Source organism: Paenibacillus glycanilyticus, from assembly GCF_030161375.1.
Lineage (GTDB): Bacteria > Bacillota > Bacilli > Paenibacillales > Paenibacillaceae > Pristimantibacillus > Pristimantibacillus glycanilyticus_B.
In genome coordinates this window covers 275,499-292,725 of the sequence record NZ_BSSQ01000018.1, presented here as the reverse complement: position 1 = coordinate 292,725, position 17,227 = coordinate 275,499, and the positions used below count along the sequence as shown (strand labels likewise).

At 50.9% G+C, this 17,227-nt stretch carries 15 protein-coding genes; 12 read left to right on the top strand and 3 right to left on the bottom strand.

All coding sequences use genetic code 11. The features are described 5' to 3' along the window. Positions 1-98: 98 nt before the first annotated feature. Positions 99-1,220, top strand: a complete 1,122-nt coding sequence (locus tag QQK89_RS23840; protein WP_284241188.1) for an NADH-dependent flavin oxidoreductase — start codon at positions 99-101, stop codon at positions 1,218-1,220. Positions 1,221-1,283: 63 nt separating this feature from the next. Here QQK89_RS23840 and QQK89_RS23835 read toward each other — a convergent pair whose 3' ends face one another. Next, positions 1,284-1,916, bottom strand: coding sequence for a hypothetical protein (locus QQK89_RS23835; protein WP_284241187.1), 633 nt, complete (start codon positions 1,914-1,916; stop codon positions 1,284-1,286). Positions 1,917-2,053: 137 nt separating this feature from the next. On the opposite strand from QQK89_RS23835, the gene QQK89_RS23830 reads away from it, so the two are divergent. The 6 genes from QQK89_RS23830 (at position 2,054) to QQK89_RS23805 (ending at position 10,028) form a co-directional block, all read left to right on the top strand. Further along, positions 2,054-4,162, top strand: a complete 2,109-nt coding sequence (locus QQK89_RS23830) for a GMC family oxidoreductase (protein ID WP_284241185.1) — start codon at positions 2,054-2,056, stop codon at positions 4,160-4,162. 133 nt (positions 4,163-4,295) lie between these two features. Next, entirely contained in the window at positions 4,296-4,925 is a 630-nt protein-coding gene (locus tag QQK89_RS23825; RefSeq protein WP_284241184.1) for a 2OG-Fe(II) oxygenase, read from the top strand. Between the two features lie 174 nt (positions 4,926-5,099). Next, positions 5,100-6,656 (top strand): ABC-F family ATP-binding cassette domain-containing protein, encoded by a 1,557-nt coding sequence (locus tag QQK89_RS23820; protein WP_284241183.1) that lies wholly within the window; start codon positions 5,100-5,102, stop codon positions 6,654-6,656. 181 nt (positions 6,657-6,837) lie between these two features. Further along, positions 6,838-7,419: an RNA polymerase sigma factor gene (locus QQK89_RS23815; RefSeq protein ID WP_284241182.1), complete on the top strand. Its 582-nt coding sequence runs from the start codon at positions 6,838-6,840 to the stop codon at positions 7,417-7,419. Further along, positions 7,394-8,374, top strand: coding sequence for a hypothetical protein (locus QQK89_RS23810; RefSeq protein ID WP_284241181.1), 981 nt, complete (start codon positions 7,394-7,396; stop codon positions 8,372-8,374). The genes QQK89_RS23815 and QQK89_RS23810 overlap by 26 nt, the downstream gene beginning before the upstream one ends. Positions 8,375-8,621: 247 nt before the next feature. After that, positions 8,622-10,028 (top strand): MDR family MFS transporter, encoded by a 1,407-nt coding sequence (locus QQK89_RS23805; RefSeq protein ID WP_284241180.1) that lies wholly within the window; start codon positions 8,622-8,624, stop codon positions 10,026-10,028. Positions 10,029-10,091: 63 nt separating this feature from the next. Here the strand turns inward: QQK89_RS23805 and QQK89_RS23800 are convergent, their stop codons facing one another. Next, positions 10,092-10,790, bottom strand: coding sequence for a diphthine--ammonia ligase (locus QQK89_RS23800; protein WP_284241179.1), 699 nt, complete (start codon positions 10,788-10,790; stop codon positions 10,092-10,094). Between the two features lie 158 nt (positions 10,791-10,948). Between QQK89_RS23800 and QQK89_RS23795 the strand changes: the two genes are divergently transcribed. After that, a complete protein-coding gene (locus QQK89_RS23795; RefSeq protein ID WP_284241178.1) occupies positions 10,949-11,923 on the top strand; it encodes an MraY family glycosyltransferase in 975 nt (324 codons plus the stop codon). An 18-nt stretch (positions 11,924-11,941) separates the two neighbouring features. Here QQK89_RS23795 and QQK89_RS23790 read toward each other — a convergent pair whose 3' ends face one another. Then, complete coding sequence (locus tag QQK89_RS23790; protein ID WP_284241177.1) at positions 11,942-12,295, bottom strand: DoxX family protein; 354 nt, start codon at positions 12,293-12,295, stop codon at positions 11,942-11,944. A 144-nt stretch (positions 12,296-12,439) separates the two neighbouring features. Between QQK89_RS23790 and QQK89_RS23785 the strand changes: the two genes are divergently transcribed. The 4 genes from QQK89_RS23785 (at position 12,440) to QQK89_RS23770 (ending at position 17,211) form a co-directional block, all read left to right on the top strand. After that, positions 12,440-12,790: a winged helix-turn-helix transcriptional regulator gene (locus QQK89_RS23785; RefSeq protein ID WP_284241176.1), complete on the top strand. Its 351-nt coding sequence runs from the start codon at positions 12,440-12,442 to the stop codon at positions 12,788-12,790. A gap of 11 nt (positions 12,791-12,801) precedes the next feature. Continuing rightward, positions 12,802-13,401, top strand: a complete 600-nt coding sequence (locus tag QQK89_RS23780; RefSeq protein ID WP_284241175.1) for a GNAT family N-acetyltransferase — start codon at positions 12,802-12,804, stop codon at positions 13,399-13,401. 182 nt (positions 13,402-13,583) lie between these two features. Beyond that, complete coding sequence (locus tag QQK89_RS23775) at positions 13,584-15,413, top strand: ABC transporter ATP-binding protein (protein ID WP_284241174.1); 1,830 nt, start codon at positions 13,584-13,586, stop codon at positions 15,411-15,413. After that, positions 15,406-17,211 (top strand): ABC transporter ATP-binding protein, encoded by a 1,806-nt coding sequence (locus tag QQK89_RS23770; RefSeq protein WP_284241173.1) that lies wholly within the window; start codon positions 15,406-15,408, stop codon positions 17,209-17,211. The genes QQK89_RS23775 and QQK89_RS23770 overlap by 8 nt, the downstream gene beginning before the upstream one ends. The last annotated feature ends 16 nt before the right edge of the window (positions 17,212-17,227 follow it).

Here is a 17,227-nt window from a genome sequence, read left to right as displayed (position 1 = left end):
TTTTTTATCATTATGGACTGAGTAGTCCGTAATTATTTTTTTGATTATTATGGACCGTTCGGTCCTTAATAAATATAAATGTTTAGGAGAGATTTAAGATGAACAAATCTTACGAAGCAATATTTACGCCTTTTCGGTTTCCTTCCGGCGTGACCTCTAACAATCGGGTGACAATGGCTCCGATGACCCTTATGGCATCCCAAACTAACGGAGAAGTGACAGACGATGAATTGGCTTATTACGAGCTCCGTTCACGGGGGATTGGGATCCTGTTTACGTCCAGCGCGCTTGTATCCCAATCCGGCAAGTTAAGGGAGAATGGATTTGGGATCGACAATGATAACTTGCTGCCGGGATTGAAGCAGATGGCGTCCGTCATCCAAGCAAACGGAACAAAAGCGATCGTTCAGCTTTTTCATGGCGGCCGGATAAGCGACCCCGCCTTGTTGCCGGGCGGTCAAGCGCTTAGCGCCAGCGCGGTCGCGGCAGAGCGTGAGGGAGCGGCTATTCCTAAAGCTATGACAGAAGCGGAGATCGAAGCGGTCTTGGATGATTTCGCGCAGGCTACCCGCAGGGCGATTGAAGCGGGTTTTGACGGAGTCGAGCTGCATGGCGCCAACGGGTTTTTGCTCCAGCAATTTTTCTCCCCGCATTCGAACCGAAGGGAAGATGAGTGGGGCGGGACCTTGGAGAAACGGATGAAATTCCCGCTCGAACTGATCAGGAGAGTGAAGGCAACCGTGGCTCAGCATGCGACATCGCCGTTTGCGGTTGGTTACCGCATTTCCCCCGAAGAGAACGAAAATCCGGGAATTACGATGGCGGACACGCTCCGGTTCGTGGATGTGCTGGCAGATCAAGGCTTGGACTTTATACATGTATCCGTGGATCGCTTCTGGGCGGGTCCAAGAAGAGAAGAGAGCGGGAAATCTAGAGTTGTCATGATTCGGGAGCAAGCGGGAGACCGCGTCCCCGTAATCGGCGTCGGCGGTTTGTGGTCTCCGGAGGATGTCACTCAAGCCCTCGATACGGGCGTTTCATTGGTGGGCCTTGGCCATGCGATGCTGCTCAATCCGGATTGGATCGAAAAGGTTAGGGACGGACGAGAATCGGAAATTACGACGGCACTCTCACGTTCATCGCAACAAGAATTGAAGATACCGGATGTCATGTGGGGAATGATCACCAATGTTCCGGGATGGTTTAACGTCGTTGATTGATGGCAACAAGAACAGAGCACGGCTAAGTTAGCCGGTGCTCTGTTTTTTTGTATCGAGTGGGGCCTAAGGCGAGACGTCGCGGCGAGTAGATGCCAGACTGAGACCGACTTTACCGAGTGCGATTCCTAAGGCTATGGCGGTTAATGAGTTGAAGATCGCTCCACCTATATCATTGCCAATAATGGAACTAAGCACATATAGAATTGGCGATGCGATGAATAGCGCTCCTACATAGGCGGGGAACACTTTCGCCTTAATGACGGCAATGCCGAGCAGAATTGCGCCCAAGAAGCAGAGAAGGAAGGCGCCAAGAGGAAAGATGGCAAAATTGGAATCCAGCACCGCGTCAACGAGCTCCGGCGATTTCTCGGAGAGCAGGGGCATGACCGTCGTGAAAGTCGCGATGCACGCAATATCCAGCAATGTGCCGGCTATATAGATGAGTAAACCCGTTAAGCCCAATTTTCCCGAATTGGCGGATTGTCTCAAGTACATAGCAGGTAGACCGATTATGATAAGCGAGAAGGATACAAAGGTCAGACTATAATAAGCGGCGACAAGCGGATCCTGCAGGTCTTCTGATTCGGTCTGAATGTTCACGCTGACCAGAAAGGGGATGATGGCGGATACGATTCTGACGATAACCCCTATTAGCAGGATCATTCCGGACAATCGATACAGACTGGCAGAAGACATGAGCTATTCCTCCTCTAGTTAGGCTTCATTTCTTCAAGCAGTAGTAATATATGAACGAAGAAAGTATTTAAGCATTGAAATACGAGGAGAAAGGATTATGATGAAGAGGTAGCTAGGAACTGGGAGGGATCATGGGAATGAGTCAAGTTCATGTAGATTCTCTTTTGAAAGCGGTTGCGGATCGAATGATTCCGGGCGATGATTGGCAGTCGGCGAGCGAAGCGGGAGCGGTAACCTACTTGGAGCGTTATGCGGCGCAAGATGCTGGCGACTGGGCGATGGTCATTGAACCCGGGCTCCGTTTCTTGCAGAAAGAAGCCATGACGCGTTATGGGAAGCCATTTGCGGATTTGCCGAGTCAAGAGCAAGATGAACTGTTACAAGAGGCGGAATCTGATGCTATGCGGGACTGGCCGGTTTCGTCAAAGTTATTCTTCAATACGTTATTGAATCTAGTAGCGGATGGTTATTATGGCAGTCCGGAAGCTGAAGGGAATAGAGAAGGACAATCTTGGAAAATGATAGGATTTCGCCAAGGTACCGTGACGGGGACGGCTGTCCCGGCTCCGGAAGTGGACTTGCCGCAGAGATCCATTGAGCAGCTGCGGGACCGGTATGATGCGGTTGTGATCGGAGCCGGAGCAGGCGGGTCGGTTGCGGCTGCCGTATTGGCAGAAGCCGGTATGCAGGTGCTTGTCGTTGAGCGCGGAAGTTGGCTGAAATACGACCAGATTGGAAGGGATCATCTGCGGAATCACCGGATTAGCAAATACGGGCATAACACGGGGCCGGACCTGGTAGGAAATCCTCGTACGATTGCGATCGCCGGCGGTGGTGAGCGGATAACTTCGCCTATAGATGGCGAATACCACAATAACGCGATGACGGTTGGCGGCGGAACGCGGGTTTATGGGGCGCAGGCGTGGCGGTTTCATAAGGATGATTTCCGCATGGCAAGCCGTTACGGCGTACCGGAAGGCAGCTCGCTTGCCGACTGGCCGATCGCTTACGAAGATCTTGAGCCGTATTACCAACGCGCGGAATGGGAAGTTGGCGTATCCGGTGACGGGCATGCGCATCCCGGAAGAGGCGTTCGTCAATCGGAATATCCGATGCCTGCGATACCGTTGACGCTGGAAGCAAAGCGGTTGGCAAGCGCTGCGGAGAAGCTGGGATGGCATGCGGGAGCGGTGCCTCTTCTTATTAACTCCGTTGAACGGGATGGCCGCCAGGCTTGCGGCAGATGCGGCGAATGCGTTGGCTTTGCTTGTCCAACGAATAGCAAGAACGGCGGGCAAAACACGATGCTGGTCAAGGCGCTAGCTACGGGTAATTGCGATCTGATCTGCGATACTTATGTCGAGTACATAGATACTGAAGGGGGCAAGCATGCAACGGCGGTGCGGCCCGTGCAGCAAATAAACGGCGTTACCCATCGCCGTCAAATACGCGCGGGGCATGTGGTTGTTGCCGCCGGCGCAATCGAAAGCGCGCGCTTGCTTCTTAACTCCGCAAGCGAATCGGAACCGGATGGCATCGGCAACCGCAATGGCCAAGTCGGAAGAAACCTGCAGGGCCATGTCTATACGGGCGCTTATGGGCTGTTTGACGAAGTGGTGCAAGACGGACTCGGCCCAGGAGTCAGCATAGCGACTTTCAGCGCGGAGCATAGCAATAGCGGCATTATCGGCGGCGGGCTGCTCGCTAACGAATTTACCCGGCTGCCTCTTATCCATTGGTATCGGGCTCTTTCGCCTAACGCGACAAGATGGGGGATAAAGGGCAAGGAAACGATGCGCGATACGTATTTGCGCACCAGTCAGATTCAAGGCCCGATTCAGGAAATTCCAAACGCCGAGTCCAGAGTGCTGTTGTCAAAGACGGTGAAAGACCATTTCGGCAGTCCGGTTGCTTCCTTGTCCGGCAGCGTTCATCCCGAGTCTCTTCGGTCTGCGGCTATGCTTGGCGATCAGGCGGAGAAATGGCTTTGGACTGCAGGAGCGCGCGAAGTGTGGCAGACCAAACCGGGCGGCGGGCTAAGCGCGGGACAACACCAGGCAGGCACGCTGCGCATGGGGAATGATCCTGCGACATCCGTGACGGATCCCGAGGGCCGCGTTCACGGCTATGATAATCTGTGGGTGAGCGACGGATCCGTTCACGTGACCAATGGCGGAGTTAACCCTGTATTGACGATTATGGCCTTGGCTTTCCGCACGGCGGATAATTTGGTGAAACGGAGCTAGGTATAGGATTTGGATGGAGTGCTGTTTGAAGGATGGTTGCCAAAGGTATTTCTTTATAAATGGAGAATGACTTAAACGACTGATAGTATGCGAATCGAATACGTTCTCGGTATTCAACATTGGAGATGAGACGATGACGATTAAAGAGCAGACGATCCTAAGCACTAGAGGCAACAAAATCCTAACCAAAGATAAAGAGATCCGTATCGTCGGGAAACTGGATGAGCCGCTTATTCTCATCTTGGACAATGTATTAAGCTCCGCGGAATGCGACTTGTTGATTGACCTTGCCGCAGCGAGAATGCAACGGGCAAAGATTGGCAGTACGCACGATGTTAGCGAGGTCAGAACGAGCAGCAGCATGTTTTTCGAGGAACAGGAAAATGAATGCGTCGGGCAAGTAGAAAGCCGGGTTGCGGAACTGATGAATATTCCGGTCTCCCATGCGGAGCCGCTGCAGGTGCTGCGTTACCAGCCAGGCGAACAGTATCATCCCCATTATGACTATTTCACGAACGGTAATCAGGCCAATAATCGGATAAGCACGCTAGTCATGTATTTGAATGATGTGGAAGAAGGCGGCGAAACCTATTTCCCTTCCCTTCAGTTCTCGGTAACGCCCAAAAAAGGCAGCGCGGTTTACTTTGAATATTTCTATAACGATTCGCGCTTGAACGAATTAACTTTGCATGCGGGTCATCCCGTGGCAGCCGGGGAGAAATGGGTGGCTACCCAGTGGATGAGAAGACAAAGCTATCGTTAGTATTTTAAAATAGTCAAGAAGGCCGGAACTCCGCGCGGGGTTCCGGCCTTTTTTAGTTTGTCTGTTGCATAGCGGCAAGCTTTACGTATGATAAACATGGATGAAACAGATCTGTGGTACAATGATGTTTTGCGAGTACTAATTAGGTTTGTATAGGAATGGAGATAAAGAATAATGAGTTTGTTAACTGTTGAGCAGTTATCGCATACGTTCGGCGATCGGGTATTGTTCAAGGATGTATCCTTCCGCTTGCTTGAAGGGGAGCATGTCGGACTGGTTGGAGCAAATGGCACGGGCAAATCGACGCTGATGAATATTTTGACAGGCAAGCTGTTGAAGGACGAAGGCAGAGTGGAATGGACGCCGCGTATCCGTTATGGCTATTTGGACCAGCATACGAAGCTTGAAGCGGGGAAGACGATTCGCGACGTGCTGAAGGATGCGTTCTTGCCCTTGCTCGTATTGGAAGAGGAGCTGAACGATATTGCTGCCCAAATGGGCGATGCCGATCCCGATACCTTGGAGAAACTTCTGGAGCGTATGGGCGAAATTCAAGAGGAGCTTGAAATCGGCGATTTCTATTTGATCGACGTGAAGGTCGACGAAATGGCGAATGGTCTAGGTCTGAATGCGATTGGGCTTGACCGGGATGTCACGGCTCTTAGCGGCGGACAGCGGACGAAGGTTCTGCTCGCCAAGCTGCTGCTTGAGAAGCCGGGTGTCCTATTGCTTGATGAGCCAACGAACTATTTGGACGAAGAGCATATCAACTGGCTGACGAATTATTTGAAAAATTATCCTTATTCGTTTATTCTAATTTCCCATGAAACAAGCTTCATGAATCAGGTCGTTAATGTGATCTATCACCTGGAATTTACGCGGATGACTCGTTACTCGGCCAATTATGAGAAGTTCCTGGAGATGTCCGAGCTGAACAAGGCGCAGCATATCGACGCCTACGAGAAGCAGCAGGATTATATTAAGAAGCAAGAGGAATTTATTCAGAAAAACAAAGCACGCGCCTCAACCTCCGGACGCGCGAAAAGCCGCGAGAAGCAGCTGGGCCGCATCGACCGGATCGATAAGCCGGAGGAAGCGGCAAAGCCGACCTTCAACTTCAAGGAGTCGAGAACCAGCGGCAAGACCGTATTTGAGGCAGTAGGAATGGCTATCGGTTACAATAAGCCGCTTCTGCCCAAAATGGATATGGTCATTGAGCGTGGCGACAAGATTGCCATCGTTGGCTGCAACGGCGTGGGCAAATCAACGCTTCTGAAGACGATTCTTGGCGTTATTCCACCGCTTGAGGGTAAGACCTACCTTGGCGATTATTTATCTCCAGCCTACTTCGAGCAGGAAGCGAAAGCTCCGTCGATGACGCCGCTCGAAGATGTCTGGGATGAGTTCTCGTATATGAATCAGCACGAGGTTCGTGCAGCGCTTGCCCGCTGCGGTCTCAAGAACGAGCATATTACGCGCGCGCTTAATCAGCTTAGCGGCGGCGAGCAGGCGAAGGTTCGCCTGTGCAAGCTGATGCTGCGGGAGAGCAATTGGATTTTGTTCGATGAGCCAACAAACCATTTGGACATTGTGGCCAAAGCCGAATTGAAGCGTGCCCTGCAAGCCTACAAGGGTACAGTCGTTCTGGTCTCTCACGAGCCTGAATTTTATGAGGATTGGGTAACCAAGACATGGGATGTTGAAGCTTGGTCGATGCAGCCCCAGAGGTAATAGATTAATAATAAAGGACCGGTAAGCTTTGGAGCTTATCCGGTCCTTATTTTTTAAAGGATACAAAATTATGATGTATATGGAAGCATTCGGTAGTAAAATAACTTTTTGAACTGTCACATTTCTGAATTTTTGATTGTTATATAGGCATCGGGGCCCCGAATACGGGAAAGGAGTTCATATGAACGCTAACGCAAACGAACCTATTGAGCCGCACGGCGCGGAACAAATCGAATATCTCGTCAAGGCGGTACAAGCCGGACAAGTCGAGCATTATCGCGGGATTGTCCTGCATTTTCAAAGAAAGCTTCATCTCTATTGCTATCACATGACAGGCGACAGGGCGGAATCCGAGGACATTGTGCAGGAGGTGTTCCTGAAAGCGTTCCGGGAGATCGGAAAATACCGGCCCACCGTTTCCTTTTCCGCTTGGCTCTACAAAATCGCTTACCGGCATTGCCTGAACTCGCTCAAGCGGCACAAGGGGCAGCATCGATTGTTGTCATTAATCAAGCTGCAATGGCCATCGGCTCCCTCGCCTCGCACGGCTGAAACAGCAGACCATTTATTGACGGGGCTGTCTCCGGAAGACCGGCAACTGATTATTCTGAGGACGCTAGAAGAACGCAGCTTTGCGGAGATTGCGGAGCTTACCAGTGTAAATGCCGTCGCTTTGCGGAAAAAATTCGAGCGGATTAGAAAGAAATTACGAAATCAAACAAGGAAGGAGATACTCGATGAAGGACTATTCCCCGGACTTTGAACCTCTGGAGCAATTCAAACGAGACGCCGAGCGCAACGTACCCGCACCCGTGGATTTTTCCGAACGGATCATGCCTCTCATTGAACTTGAAGCTGCCAGAGAACCAAGCTACAAAGCTCTTGGACAAAAGCGGAGGGCAATCGGAGTTGTTCTCATTGCGCTAACCGTGACCCTGCTATGCGGATTTACTTACGCTTGGACGACGGATATTCTTACGGTGAAAGACGATGCCGGACGCGAGGTGATGCAGGTTAAATCGCCGGATGCGATTCCTGCAGCGCAAATGAAACTTCGGGAACGGGTGGAGCACGCCATCAACGAGCAGTTGCAGCAAGACGAAGCTGCGCTTATTGTCATTGGACAAGATAATATCGATGCCGTAAAGAAATACAAGGAGCCAGACCCGTTAAACGATATGTCGGTATTTGCAGGCTTCACCTATTCTTCTGCGAAAGAGATTCCTTCCCGGCTAATCGGCCAATTGAGCGAACTGACAAAGCTTGGCGATCATGTGTTGGATGCCGAGCTGACGGAAGCAGTATTGCATCCTTACCTCGGTCACCCTAACGCCGTTCAACCCGACAAATGGGTAGAAACAGCCGATGCGGAATCGGGCGCGCCTTATGTTTATTATAAGTTCAAACCGGACGAAAAGGCGTTCATGGAAGATGCCACCTTGAGTTTGACTTATCGGAAGGGGGCTTCGACGTTTACGCTTAGCGGCAACTATGGTGATTTCACATCGGTGACCGTGTATGATCGGTACCCCTCAGCTGAACAAATTTACGACGTTGGAGGCATACCGATTTACCTTAGCAAAGGCGTGGATGCTTCATACCTATTCTGGATTCAACCCGTTAACGGCGGAGAGTTGGTCATTTCGTTAAATAGCGATGGGGATCTGAAGGAACGGTTGGACTTTGCAGAAGCTGTCATAAGAACGACAGGGCAATAGCACAATAGGGTACATGAACAAAAACATCGCCAGCGGCTTTGAAAGCCAAGGCGATGTTTTTGTTGCGGAAATTACTCTAAGTTGGCATCTACATATTCAATCGTTTTCCGTACAAACGGCGGCAACTCCGTGCCAAGCCTCTCACCTACAAAGATCTGACATTCTACAGCAGGAATTATTTACGGGAAATCGAATACAATTTGAGGATATCTTAGCGGTAAAAGTTAAACTAGGGGGCGCATTAGCGTTGGTACAGCAAACGAAGAATCGAAAGGTTGTCACGATTGGCCTGCTGGCTGCATTGTTTATCGGCGCGTTAGACGCAACGGTTGTCAGTACGGCCATGCCGCATATTACAAAAGAGTTAAGCGGGTTTAGCTTAATCAGTTGGGTATTCTCGATTTATACGCTGATGATGTGCGTCGCAACGCCTGTCTTTGGCAAGCTGGCGGACTTGTACGGCCGTAAATCCGTATTTACGGCAGGGTTGATCATCTTCGCCGTTGGTTCTATATTGTGCGGAGCAGCAACAAGCATGACCGCAATGATCTGGTTCCGCGCCATTCAAGGGCTTGGAGCTGGAGCGCTTACCCCGGTGACGTTCACCATCGTGGGCGATTTGTATCCGGGGGAGCAGCGGGCGAAGGTGCAAGGGATCTTTTCATCCGTGTGGTCGATAGCGGGTTTGCTTGGTCCGCTTGTTGGCGGGACATTTGTCGATTACATCTCATGGCGCTGGATCTTCTACATGAATGTGCCTGTGTTTGTCATCGCGTTTATATTTGTCGTTGGATTTCTTCATGAGAAGTTCGAGAAAAAATCAAAAAGCATCGACTACTCCGGCGCGATTCTATTTACGATCGGTCTATCGGCGCTCCTGTACGCGCTGCTTAACGGCGGAGAGAAGTATGCCTGGAACTCTGCTCTGATTATTAGCCTCTTCTGCATCTCCGCGGTTGCACTCTCGCTGTTTCTATTCGCCGAGACAAGGGTGAAGGAGCCTATGATGCCGCTGGCGTTGTTCAAGACGAGAGAAATTCGCGTCATCTATTTGCTTAGCTTCCTTGGCTTCGCGGTAACCGCCGGCGTTATGGTCTACGCACCGCAATGGATTCAGATTGTGCTTGGCCACAGCGCAACAAACTCCGGGTTCACGCTCATGCCAATGTGCCTGGCGTGGCCGTTTGCGGCTACAATGACGGGCAGGCTCATGTTCAAATACGGTCCGCGTCTCTTTATCGTCTCCGGCGCGTTTGTTGTGGCCGCAGGCAGCTTGTGGCTCATGCTTATAGATTCGAATTCTCCTTATTCGTTCCTGGTCGGCATTCTTGTTCTTATTGGTTTGGGCATGGGCTTGTTGGCGACCCCGATTCTCGTATTAATTCAAAACGCCGTAGATTGGAGCATGCGCGGGGTAGCTACCTCGACGAACTCGCTCATGAACGCGCTGGGGCAGACCGTTGGCGTGGCGATATTCGGCACGTTATTCAATAACGCGGCGGCGGGTCTGGAGACGGAGCAAGTCGCTCATGGGATGCATGCCGTGTTTATTGCCATATTTGTAGTTTCAATCGCCGTGGTGCTAGTCGTTGGTTTATTGCCCTCGCAACGCAAAGAGTCCGGCAAATCGAAGTCGAGCGTAGCAGGCGGTTAAGAGAATTGTTAATGCAGAAGGCCAAAACACCTCATGGCGAGGGTTTTGGCCTTTTTTGCGCCGTTAATGACTCTGACTCAGCAGCTCCAGTGGCAAAAACGCATAATTCCCGTTTCTGAGAATAGCGCCTTTGAGAACGGGAATCGGTTGCTTGAAGAGGGGGCCGTCAACGACGGTCGTATGGAATTCGCCGCCTTCTCCACAAGGATCGATACCGCGCGCTATTAATTGCTGGATGTAGTCATGCGTTAATAGTTGTCCCAGATCTTCTTCGCGCATGCCAAGCGATAAGTTGACGGTCACGACGATGGATTGGAATCCAAGATCAATAAATTCGGTCACCGCTTCGTAATGATCCATTTCCCAAAGCGGCATCGCAAGCTTCAAACCGGCGATTTGGGTGACCTTGTCATGCCAGCAGTTATCAATCGGCATATCCAGGTCGCCGGTAACTAACACGTCTGCGCCTTGCTCATTGGCTTGCTTCAGCAAAGTTATAAACTCGGCTTCATAATCGGCCCAACTTGCCGCTGCGGAATAGATAGGCAAGCCAATCGCCTCCGCTTGGGCACGGATAATTTCCGGCGGCATGCCATGCGATCTTGAACGTTGTCCTTCTTCCTCCATCATAATAATGAGCCCAACGGCTTCTCCAACCTTCATGGATTGATACAGGGCCAACGTGCTGTCTTTTCCTCCGCTATAGGAAGCTATGAATTTGGAGCCATAAGCGCCATTTTTCCAATTCGTCGTTTCTGTCATTCCGTCGTCATTCTCCTTTATTAGGATGCTCTCTAGATTGTACCACGGTTAAGTGGAGGCGTGACTGAGCGAGGATGCCGTCAGTCGACAATCAGTGAATCATCAGTCGACAACCTTCGCGCTTCATCTATATGATTTAGACATAAGGAATTTTACATATGGCGGTGATCCCTATTTTATATGTATTGGCTTTTGTGCTTTCTTTTGTAACGGTGCTCTTATTGATTCCTCCGTTTAGCAGTCTGGCGTTCAAGATCGATTTTGTGGACAAGCCTAGAAAAGACGTCGAACGCAAGCTCCACCGGAAGCCGATTCCGCTTACGGCCGGATACGCGATTTTTATCGGTTTTTTTGTCGCCTATTTGGTTGTCGTTCGGGATTTCTCCATGCAGACCGGGGCGATCTTTCTAGGCGGACTATTGCTGCTCGCGATCGGGACGGTTGATGATTGGTACAAAACAAAAGGGAAGGACTTCCCCGCTTTGCCGAAGCTGATCGTTCAGCTCTCCGCGGCAATGCTGGTGTATGCCTCCGGCATTGTGTTCACGGGGTTTGTGAATCCGCTGTCCGGCCAATATGTGGAGCTTCCTGTTCTATTGCAGTTTATTCTAACAACGCTCTGGATCTTCGGGGTGACCACGGTCATCAATTTCTCGGACGGGCTGGACGGACTTGCTGGCGGGTTGTCCGCGATCTCGGCGATGACGTTGTTTATCGTGGCATTGGCAATGGGACAATCGAACTCGGCTAGCATGGCGATTATTCTAGTAGGCATAACGTTAGCATACTTAAGATTCAATAAACCTCCGGCCCGAATATTCATGGGCGATGCGGGAGCCACATTTCTCGGGTTCATGCTTGCCGTTATTTCGTTAGACGGGGCGTTTAAGCAAGCGACGGTTCTATCCATGTTCATTCCGATTCTCGCGCTTGGCGTTCCGATCTTCGACAACTTGTACGTGATGCTCAAGCGATTCCTGCAAGGAAAAGCCATCTACCAGGCAGACGCCAGCCAAGCCCATTACCGGTTGCTGCGGGCGGGACTTAATCATAAACAAGCGCTAATGGTATTGTGCTTAATGGGTACCTGCCTCGGCTTATCCTCCATTATTCTGATGCTGGTGCAAATCTAATAATTGTTAACTCGTTAATTAGAAACGGCCAATCGCAACAAAAGCAGCTAAGGCGATAAAGACGATGTTTACTCCAATTTCCCGGTACTCTTTGCGGGATAGGTGGAACAATGCGCCAAGAAGGACGACGGCGCCAAGCAGGGCTGCGGCTAACGGGGTTAAGACCGGCACGATGCCCAGCGCTTCGGGCAGGATGATGCCGAGTGCTCCCAGTAATTCGGCCAGGCCGATGAAGACAACCAATGCTGTCGGAACTTCCTTGACCCAGCCCCATGCATGTTTGGCTTTTTCATGCTGAAAGGCTTTCATCCAGCCTGAGTAAACAAATCCTAACGCTGCAAGCCCTTGAACGATCCAAATGACGATATTCATAAACGGTAGCAACCTCCTGACTACTCTTTCAATATGTTCTAAAGGTATAATAGACCCAGGTATTCGGACGAAGGAAGTAGGCACTTTTTCTAAACCTGGTTAATAAATAGTAACCTTAACGCGCATAGGGCACAGGAGGCCGCAATGAAGCAATATTGTAAATTCGAATCCGCATTGGATATTCTGATCGGAAAGTGGAAGCCCGTTATTCTGCTTCAGCTCATCGCTAACGGAGCCATGCGGTTCAGCGAGCTGCAGAAAGCGATTCCGGGCATTAACAAAAAGATGCTCACCCAGCAATTAAGGGAGCTAGAATATAACGATATCGTGCACCGCGAGGTTTATCATCAAATTCCCCCGAAGGTAGAGTATTCCATATCGGAATACGGCCAAAGCTTAGGAGCGGTGCTTCAGGTTATGAACGACTGGGGAACGGCTCATATCGATCATATGAACATGCTGTACGGAGCAGAAGACCGTTCCGAACAGGAATAGGAGGCATGACTATGAAATTCCGGACGGATCTCGTGCTGGACAACAGCAAAGCCATTATGCTCCCCCTGCAAGCCGAGCATGTGAAGGAGCTGGCTTCCCTGTTAAGCAACCCGAAGGTATGGGAACTGACTTGGCGAAAAAACAATACGGAACAAGCTATTGCATCCGCGCTTGATTTAGCGCTGGCTAACCGTGAAGCGGGAACGCAGCTTCCATTTGCTATCATCGACAGAAGCAGTGGACGGCTCGCGGGAACGACACGGCTGGGCGATTTGGACGTGGCCAATAAGAACGTCGAAATTGGCTGGTCATGGATTGCTCCGGATTTCTGGGGAAGCGGAATAAATACGGCTTGCAAACTCCTTCTCTTGCAGTATGCCTTTGAAGAACTTGGCGTGATCCGGGTTCAATTCACGGCGAGCGGCAGCAACACAAGGTCGCTTAAAGCGTTGGACAAAATCGGGGCCGTTAAGGAAGGCGTGCTTCGCCGCCAGCGTTTGGACGCGACCGATGGGGGCGCCGTTCATGATAATGTTTTCTACAGCATTCTAGATAACGAGTGGCCTATGGTGAAGGAGAGGTTGTTGCGGATGGTCGGAGATTCGAACTAATTGTTAGTATAAGCAGGGCTGAGTCAGGTAACGAGAAGTTACCCGGCTCAGCCCTTTTTCGCGTATTTTAATAATATAACAAATATATTTTATTTTGACATATTAAACCTAGTCATAATATATTGGATGAAGATGGAATTTGGAGTTAAAGAAGCATCGGAAAGGTGGGGATGAATGGCTGAATGGCGAGTAAAAAGGATACTTACCGGCAATTGCGTTCTTATTGGAGCAACAACATGTTTTTTCTCGGTATCGCTTACCGGACGGCTCCGCGCAGAGTTGTTCTGCAATTTATTCTTAGCATGTTGAATTACGGAATTGATTATTTGTACGCCATTTTATTTGTTAGCTATGTCTTTGGCGCTGTCGAGCATGGAACGCCCTATTCGCATGTGTTGATTTTTATAGCTGCTATGATGTCACTGTCCTTCCTGCTAACGCTTGTCTATGAATGGTTTGATAAGAGATACAAGCCTGTCTGCGATTTGAAGATTTCGCAGGAACTGAACCGGATGTTGTTCGAGAAAGCGTCGGAGGTGGAGCTGGCCTGCTACGAAGATGCGGAGTTTTATGACAAATATACGCGGGCCGGCAACGAAGCGGATACCCGGATGGCGGGCGTTCTAGACAACATGACGAACTTTTTTGGAGCGTTAACGTCCTTTGTTCTGCTCATCTTCACGGTTATTTACTTGGACCCGATTGCGCTTATCTTTATGATTCTCCCGGCCGTAACCAAATTGACGATAACGGTTCGCCGCAACCAAGCGCTTTATGACCTTAACAAAGCCAACACCTCTCCCGTGCGGGTAAGCAAATACGTCAATCGGATCGCTTACCTCGAGAGCTTCGCAAAGGAACTGCGGCTGTCGAATATTTTCCGGGTTATGCTTGGCCGTTACGATCAGGCGGTTGGCCAGATGCGCGGCAACTTCCTTGTTCTGGGCAGAAGGGTGGCGAAATACCGGGCGCTCGACGACGTATTTGGCCGGATACTCCCTTTCCCGCTGGCGATTATGTACGCGGCTCTCAGCGTGCTGGTGCTTCACAGAATCAAAGCGTTTCAATTCATTGTCATGCTTAATGCGATTAATAATTTATCCCGTTCAGTTGCGGAAGTGTCGGGGTTCTTTACGAAATTGCAGGAGAACGGCATCTATATTGAGAACGTGCGGGAGTTCCTGCGTTATGAGCCGGTCATCTCGGAGAAACAAGCGGGGATTAAACCGGATGGCGAAGAGCCGCGGCTGGAACTCGATCAAGTGGGGTTCACGTATAGCGGCGCTTCCAATCCGATCTTAAGCGGGATTAGTCTCAAGGTGGAACCAGGCGAGAAGATCGCCCTGGTCGGTCATAACGGAGCAGGCAAATCGACCCTAATCAAGCTCATGATGCGTTTGTATGATCCGACCGAAGGCGTCGTGCGTCTGAATGGCGTAGCTGCGGGGCAATACGAAGTGCAAGGTTACCGGGAGGTATTCGGCACGGTGTTCCAGGACTGCAAAGTGATGGCGATGCCTGTTGCCGACAACGTGTTTATGCGGAGGGCCTCCGAGGGCGAATACAAACAAGCGGAAGAAGTGCTGGAGACCGTTGGCGTCTATTCGAAAATTTCAAGCCTTGGCGGATCGGCGGCGTCCGTCATGACGCGCGAATTCGATGACCAAGGACTGGTTCTCTCCGGCGGAGAGGTTCAAAAAATTTCAATCGGCCGGTTATTCGCGAGCGACAGCCGCATTGCCATTCTGGATGAGCCGTCCAGCGCGCTGGATCCTGTCGCGGAATACCAGATGTTCGAACTGCTCTTGCAAGCCTCGGAAGGGCGAACCGTCATCTTTATCTCGCACCGGTTGTCGTCGGCTGCGCTGGCGGATCGCATTGTTTTGCTGGAGCATGGCCGGATTGCGGAAACCGGGAGCCATGATGAATTGATGGCCCGAGGCGGAAAATACGCGGATATGTTCCATAAGCAAGCGGCGTATTACAAAGAGGAGGCGCTCAACATTGGGTAAGCGGGCCGAAATCATTCGCAATAACTGGTTTATGCTTGGCTATGTCTTCCGGGTTGTTCCTCGTTATGCCGTTGTGCATTTGTTCATGCAGGCGTTGTTTGGCCTGTTTGACGTCATGTGGGGCATTCTGCTGATCAAGCTTGTGGTGGATGCGGTAACGATCAGCCAGTCTTTCACGCCCGTCCTGCTTGCGGCGGGAGGTTATCTATTATACGGCTCTCTCATTCAAATTGCCGCGGGTTACGTATACGAGATCTTTGCCCCTATTCAACTGCAGAAGCTGGACAAAGCGATGCAGGAGGAGTTGTTCGTTAAGGCCATCAAGATGGACTATTCCCGTTATCATAATCCGGAATTTTTCAATCAGTTCGTCTGGGCGGCTTCGCAAACGGAAGGCAAGGCGGCTGCTGTGCTCGACCATGCCGCGGCGCTTCTTAAAAATATCATTACCGTATCCGGGATCCTGACGGCTCTGCTTGTCTTGAACCCGCTTGGCGTTGTTGTCGTGCTGGTAGGCATGGCTGCGAGGTTTATCATTACCGTATACAGCAACAAGGTTCGATTCCGAAGCGAGCTGGAGTCGAAACCGCTTGAGCGCAAGAAAAGCTATATCAGCCGGGTGTTCTACTTGCCTGACTATGCCAAAGAGCTGCGGACCAGCCGTATTGCGGCGCCTCTCATGGATGATTACGGGGATGCCAACGGCGCGATGCAGCAAGTGGTGCGCAAGTATTCGCCGCGGATCATTGTTCTTCAAGTGCTCAATAACTATGTGTTCCGCGTGCTTCTAATGGATGGTGTGTACTTTGCTTATACCGCTTACCAGGTTATAGTTCTGCATACGATTTCGTACGGGACTTTCGCTGCGGTCACGAACGGCGTGTGGACCATGGGGTGGAGTCTTAATAACCTGATCGATTCGGTAACGGCGTTTCAGAAAAACAATCTGTACATCCGCAAACTGCGGGGATTTCTGGAGGAAGAGCCGCAGATGGCCGATTCCTCCCACCCGGCCGTCATGCCGGAATCGCCTAAGGAAATCAAGCTGTCTAACGTTAGCTTCACCTACGAGAACAGCGGCAAGCCTACGCTCGTTGATATTAACATGACCATTCGACCTAAAGAGAAGATTGCCATTGTTGGTTATAATGGAGCGGGCAAATCGACGCTCATCAAGCTCTTGCTTAGGTTGTATGATGTAACGGAAGGCGAAATCGTCTACGACTCGAAGAACATCAAGGCTTACCGGGCGGAAGACTACCGTGCTCAGTTCGGCGTTGCGTTCCAGGACTTTCAGTTATTTGCCGCAAGTCTCGCGGAGAACGTGTGGATGGATCAGGTAGCGGAAGGGGATCGGGAGCTGAATGCCAGAGTTGTTCAAGCGCTGCACAAGGCGGATTTCGGCGAACGGCTCAGCCGCCTGAACAGAGGTCTCCAGACCGAGCTGACCCGGGAATTCTCAGACGAAGGACAAATCTTCTCGGGCGGGGAAGCCCAGAAGATTGCGATTGCGAGAGCCTTTGTAAGGCCGTGCTCCGTTCTCATTCTGGATGAGCCTTCAAGCGCGCTTGACCCGATCAGCGAATATAATCTGAACCGGGCGATGCTTGAGGCCGCGGGGGACAAGACGGTTATTTTCATCTCCCACCGGTTATCCACGACGCGGCTTGCGGACCGGATCTATATGATGGAGCACGGCAAAATCATTGAATCCGGCAGTCATGACGAGCTTATGCGCCTGAACGGAAGTTACGCGCATCTGTTCCAGCTTCAGGCAGGACGGTACCAAACGGCTTAGTAGCGCAAACAACAAT

Bases quoted from the DNA above. Each gene is read 5' to 3' on its own strand.
- QQK89_RS23775 (WP_284241174.1), top strand. From the start codon at position 13,584: ATGGCGAGTAAAAAGGATACTTACCGGCAATTGCGTTCTTATTGGAGC.
- QQK89_RS23815 (WP_284241182.1), top strand. From the start codon at position 6,838: ATGAACGCTAACGCAAACGAACCTATTGAGCCGCACGGCGCGGAACAA.
- QQK89_RS23835 (WP_284241187.1), bottom strand. From the start codon at position 1,916: ATGTCTTCTGCCAGTCTGTATCGATTGTCCGGAATGATCCTGCTAATA.
- QQK89_RS23800 (WP_284241179.1), bottom strand. From the start codon at position 10,790: ATGACAGAAACGACGAATTGGAAAAATGGCGCTTATGGCTCCAAATTC.
- QQK89_RS23840 (WP_284241188.1), top strand. From the start codon at position 99: ATGAACAAATCTTACGAAGCAATATTTACGCCTTTTCGGTTTCCTTCC.
- QQK89_RS23785 (WP_284241176.1), top strand. From the start codon at position 12,440: ATGAAGCAATATTGTAAATTCGAATCCGCATTGGATATTCTGATCGGA.
- QQK89_RS23825 (WP_284241184.1), top strand. From the start codon at position 4,296: ATGACGATTAAAGAGCAGACGATCCTAAGCACTAGAGGCAACAAAATC.
- QQK89_RS23790 (WP_284241177.1), bottom strand. From the start codon at position 12,295: ATGAATATCGTCATTTGGATCGTTCAAGGGCTTGCAGCGTTAGGATTT.
- QQK89_RS23810 (WP_284241181.1), top strand. From the start codon at position 7,394: ATGAAGGACTATTCCCCGGACTTTGAACCTCTGGAGCAATTCAAACGA.
- QQK89_RS23820 (WP_284241183.1), top strand. From the start codon at position 5,100: ATGAGTTTGTTAACTGTTGAGCAGTTATCGCATACGTTCGGCGATCGG.
- QQK89_RS23795 (WP_284241178.1), top strand. From the start codon at position 10,949: ATGGCGGTGATCCCTATTTTATATGTATTGGCTTTTGTGCTTTCTTTT.
- QQK89_RS23780 (WP_284241175.1), top strand. From the start codon at position 12,802: ATGAAATTCCGGACGGATCTCGTGCTGGACAACAGCAAAGCCATTATG.
- QQK89_RS23830 (WP_284241185.1), top strand. From the start codon at position 2,054: ATGAGTCAAGTTCATGTAGATTCTCTTTTGAAAGCGGTTGCGGATCGA.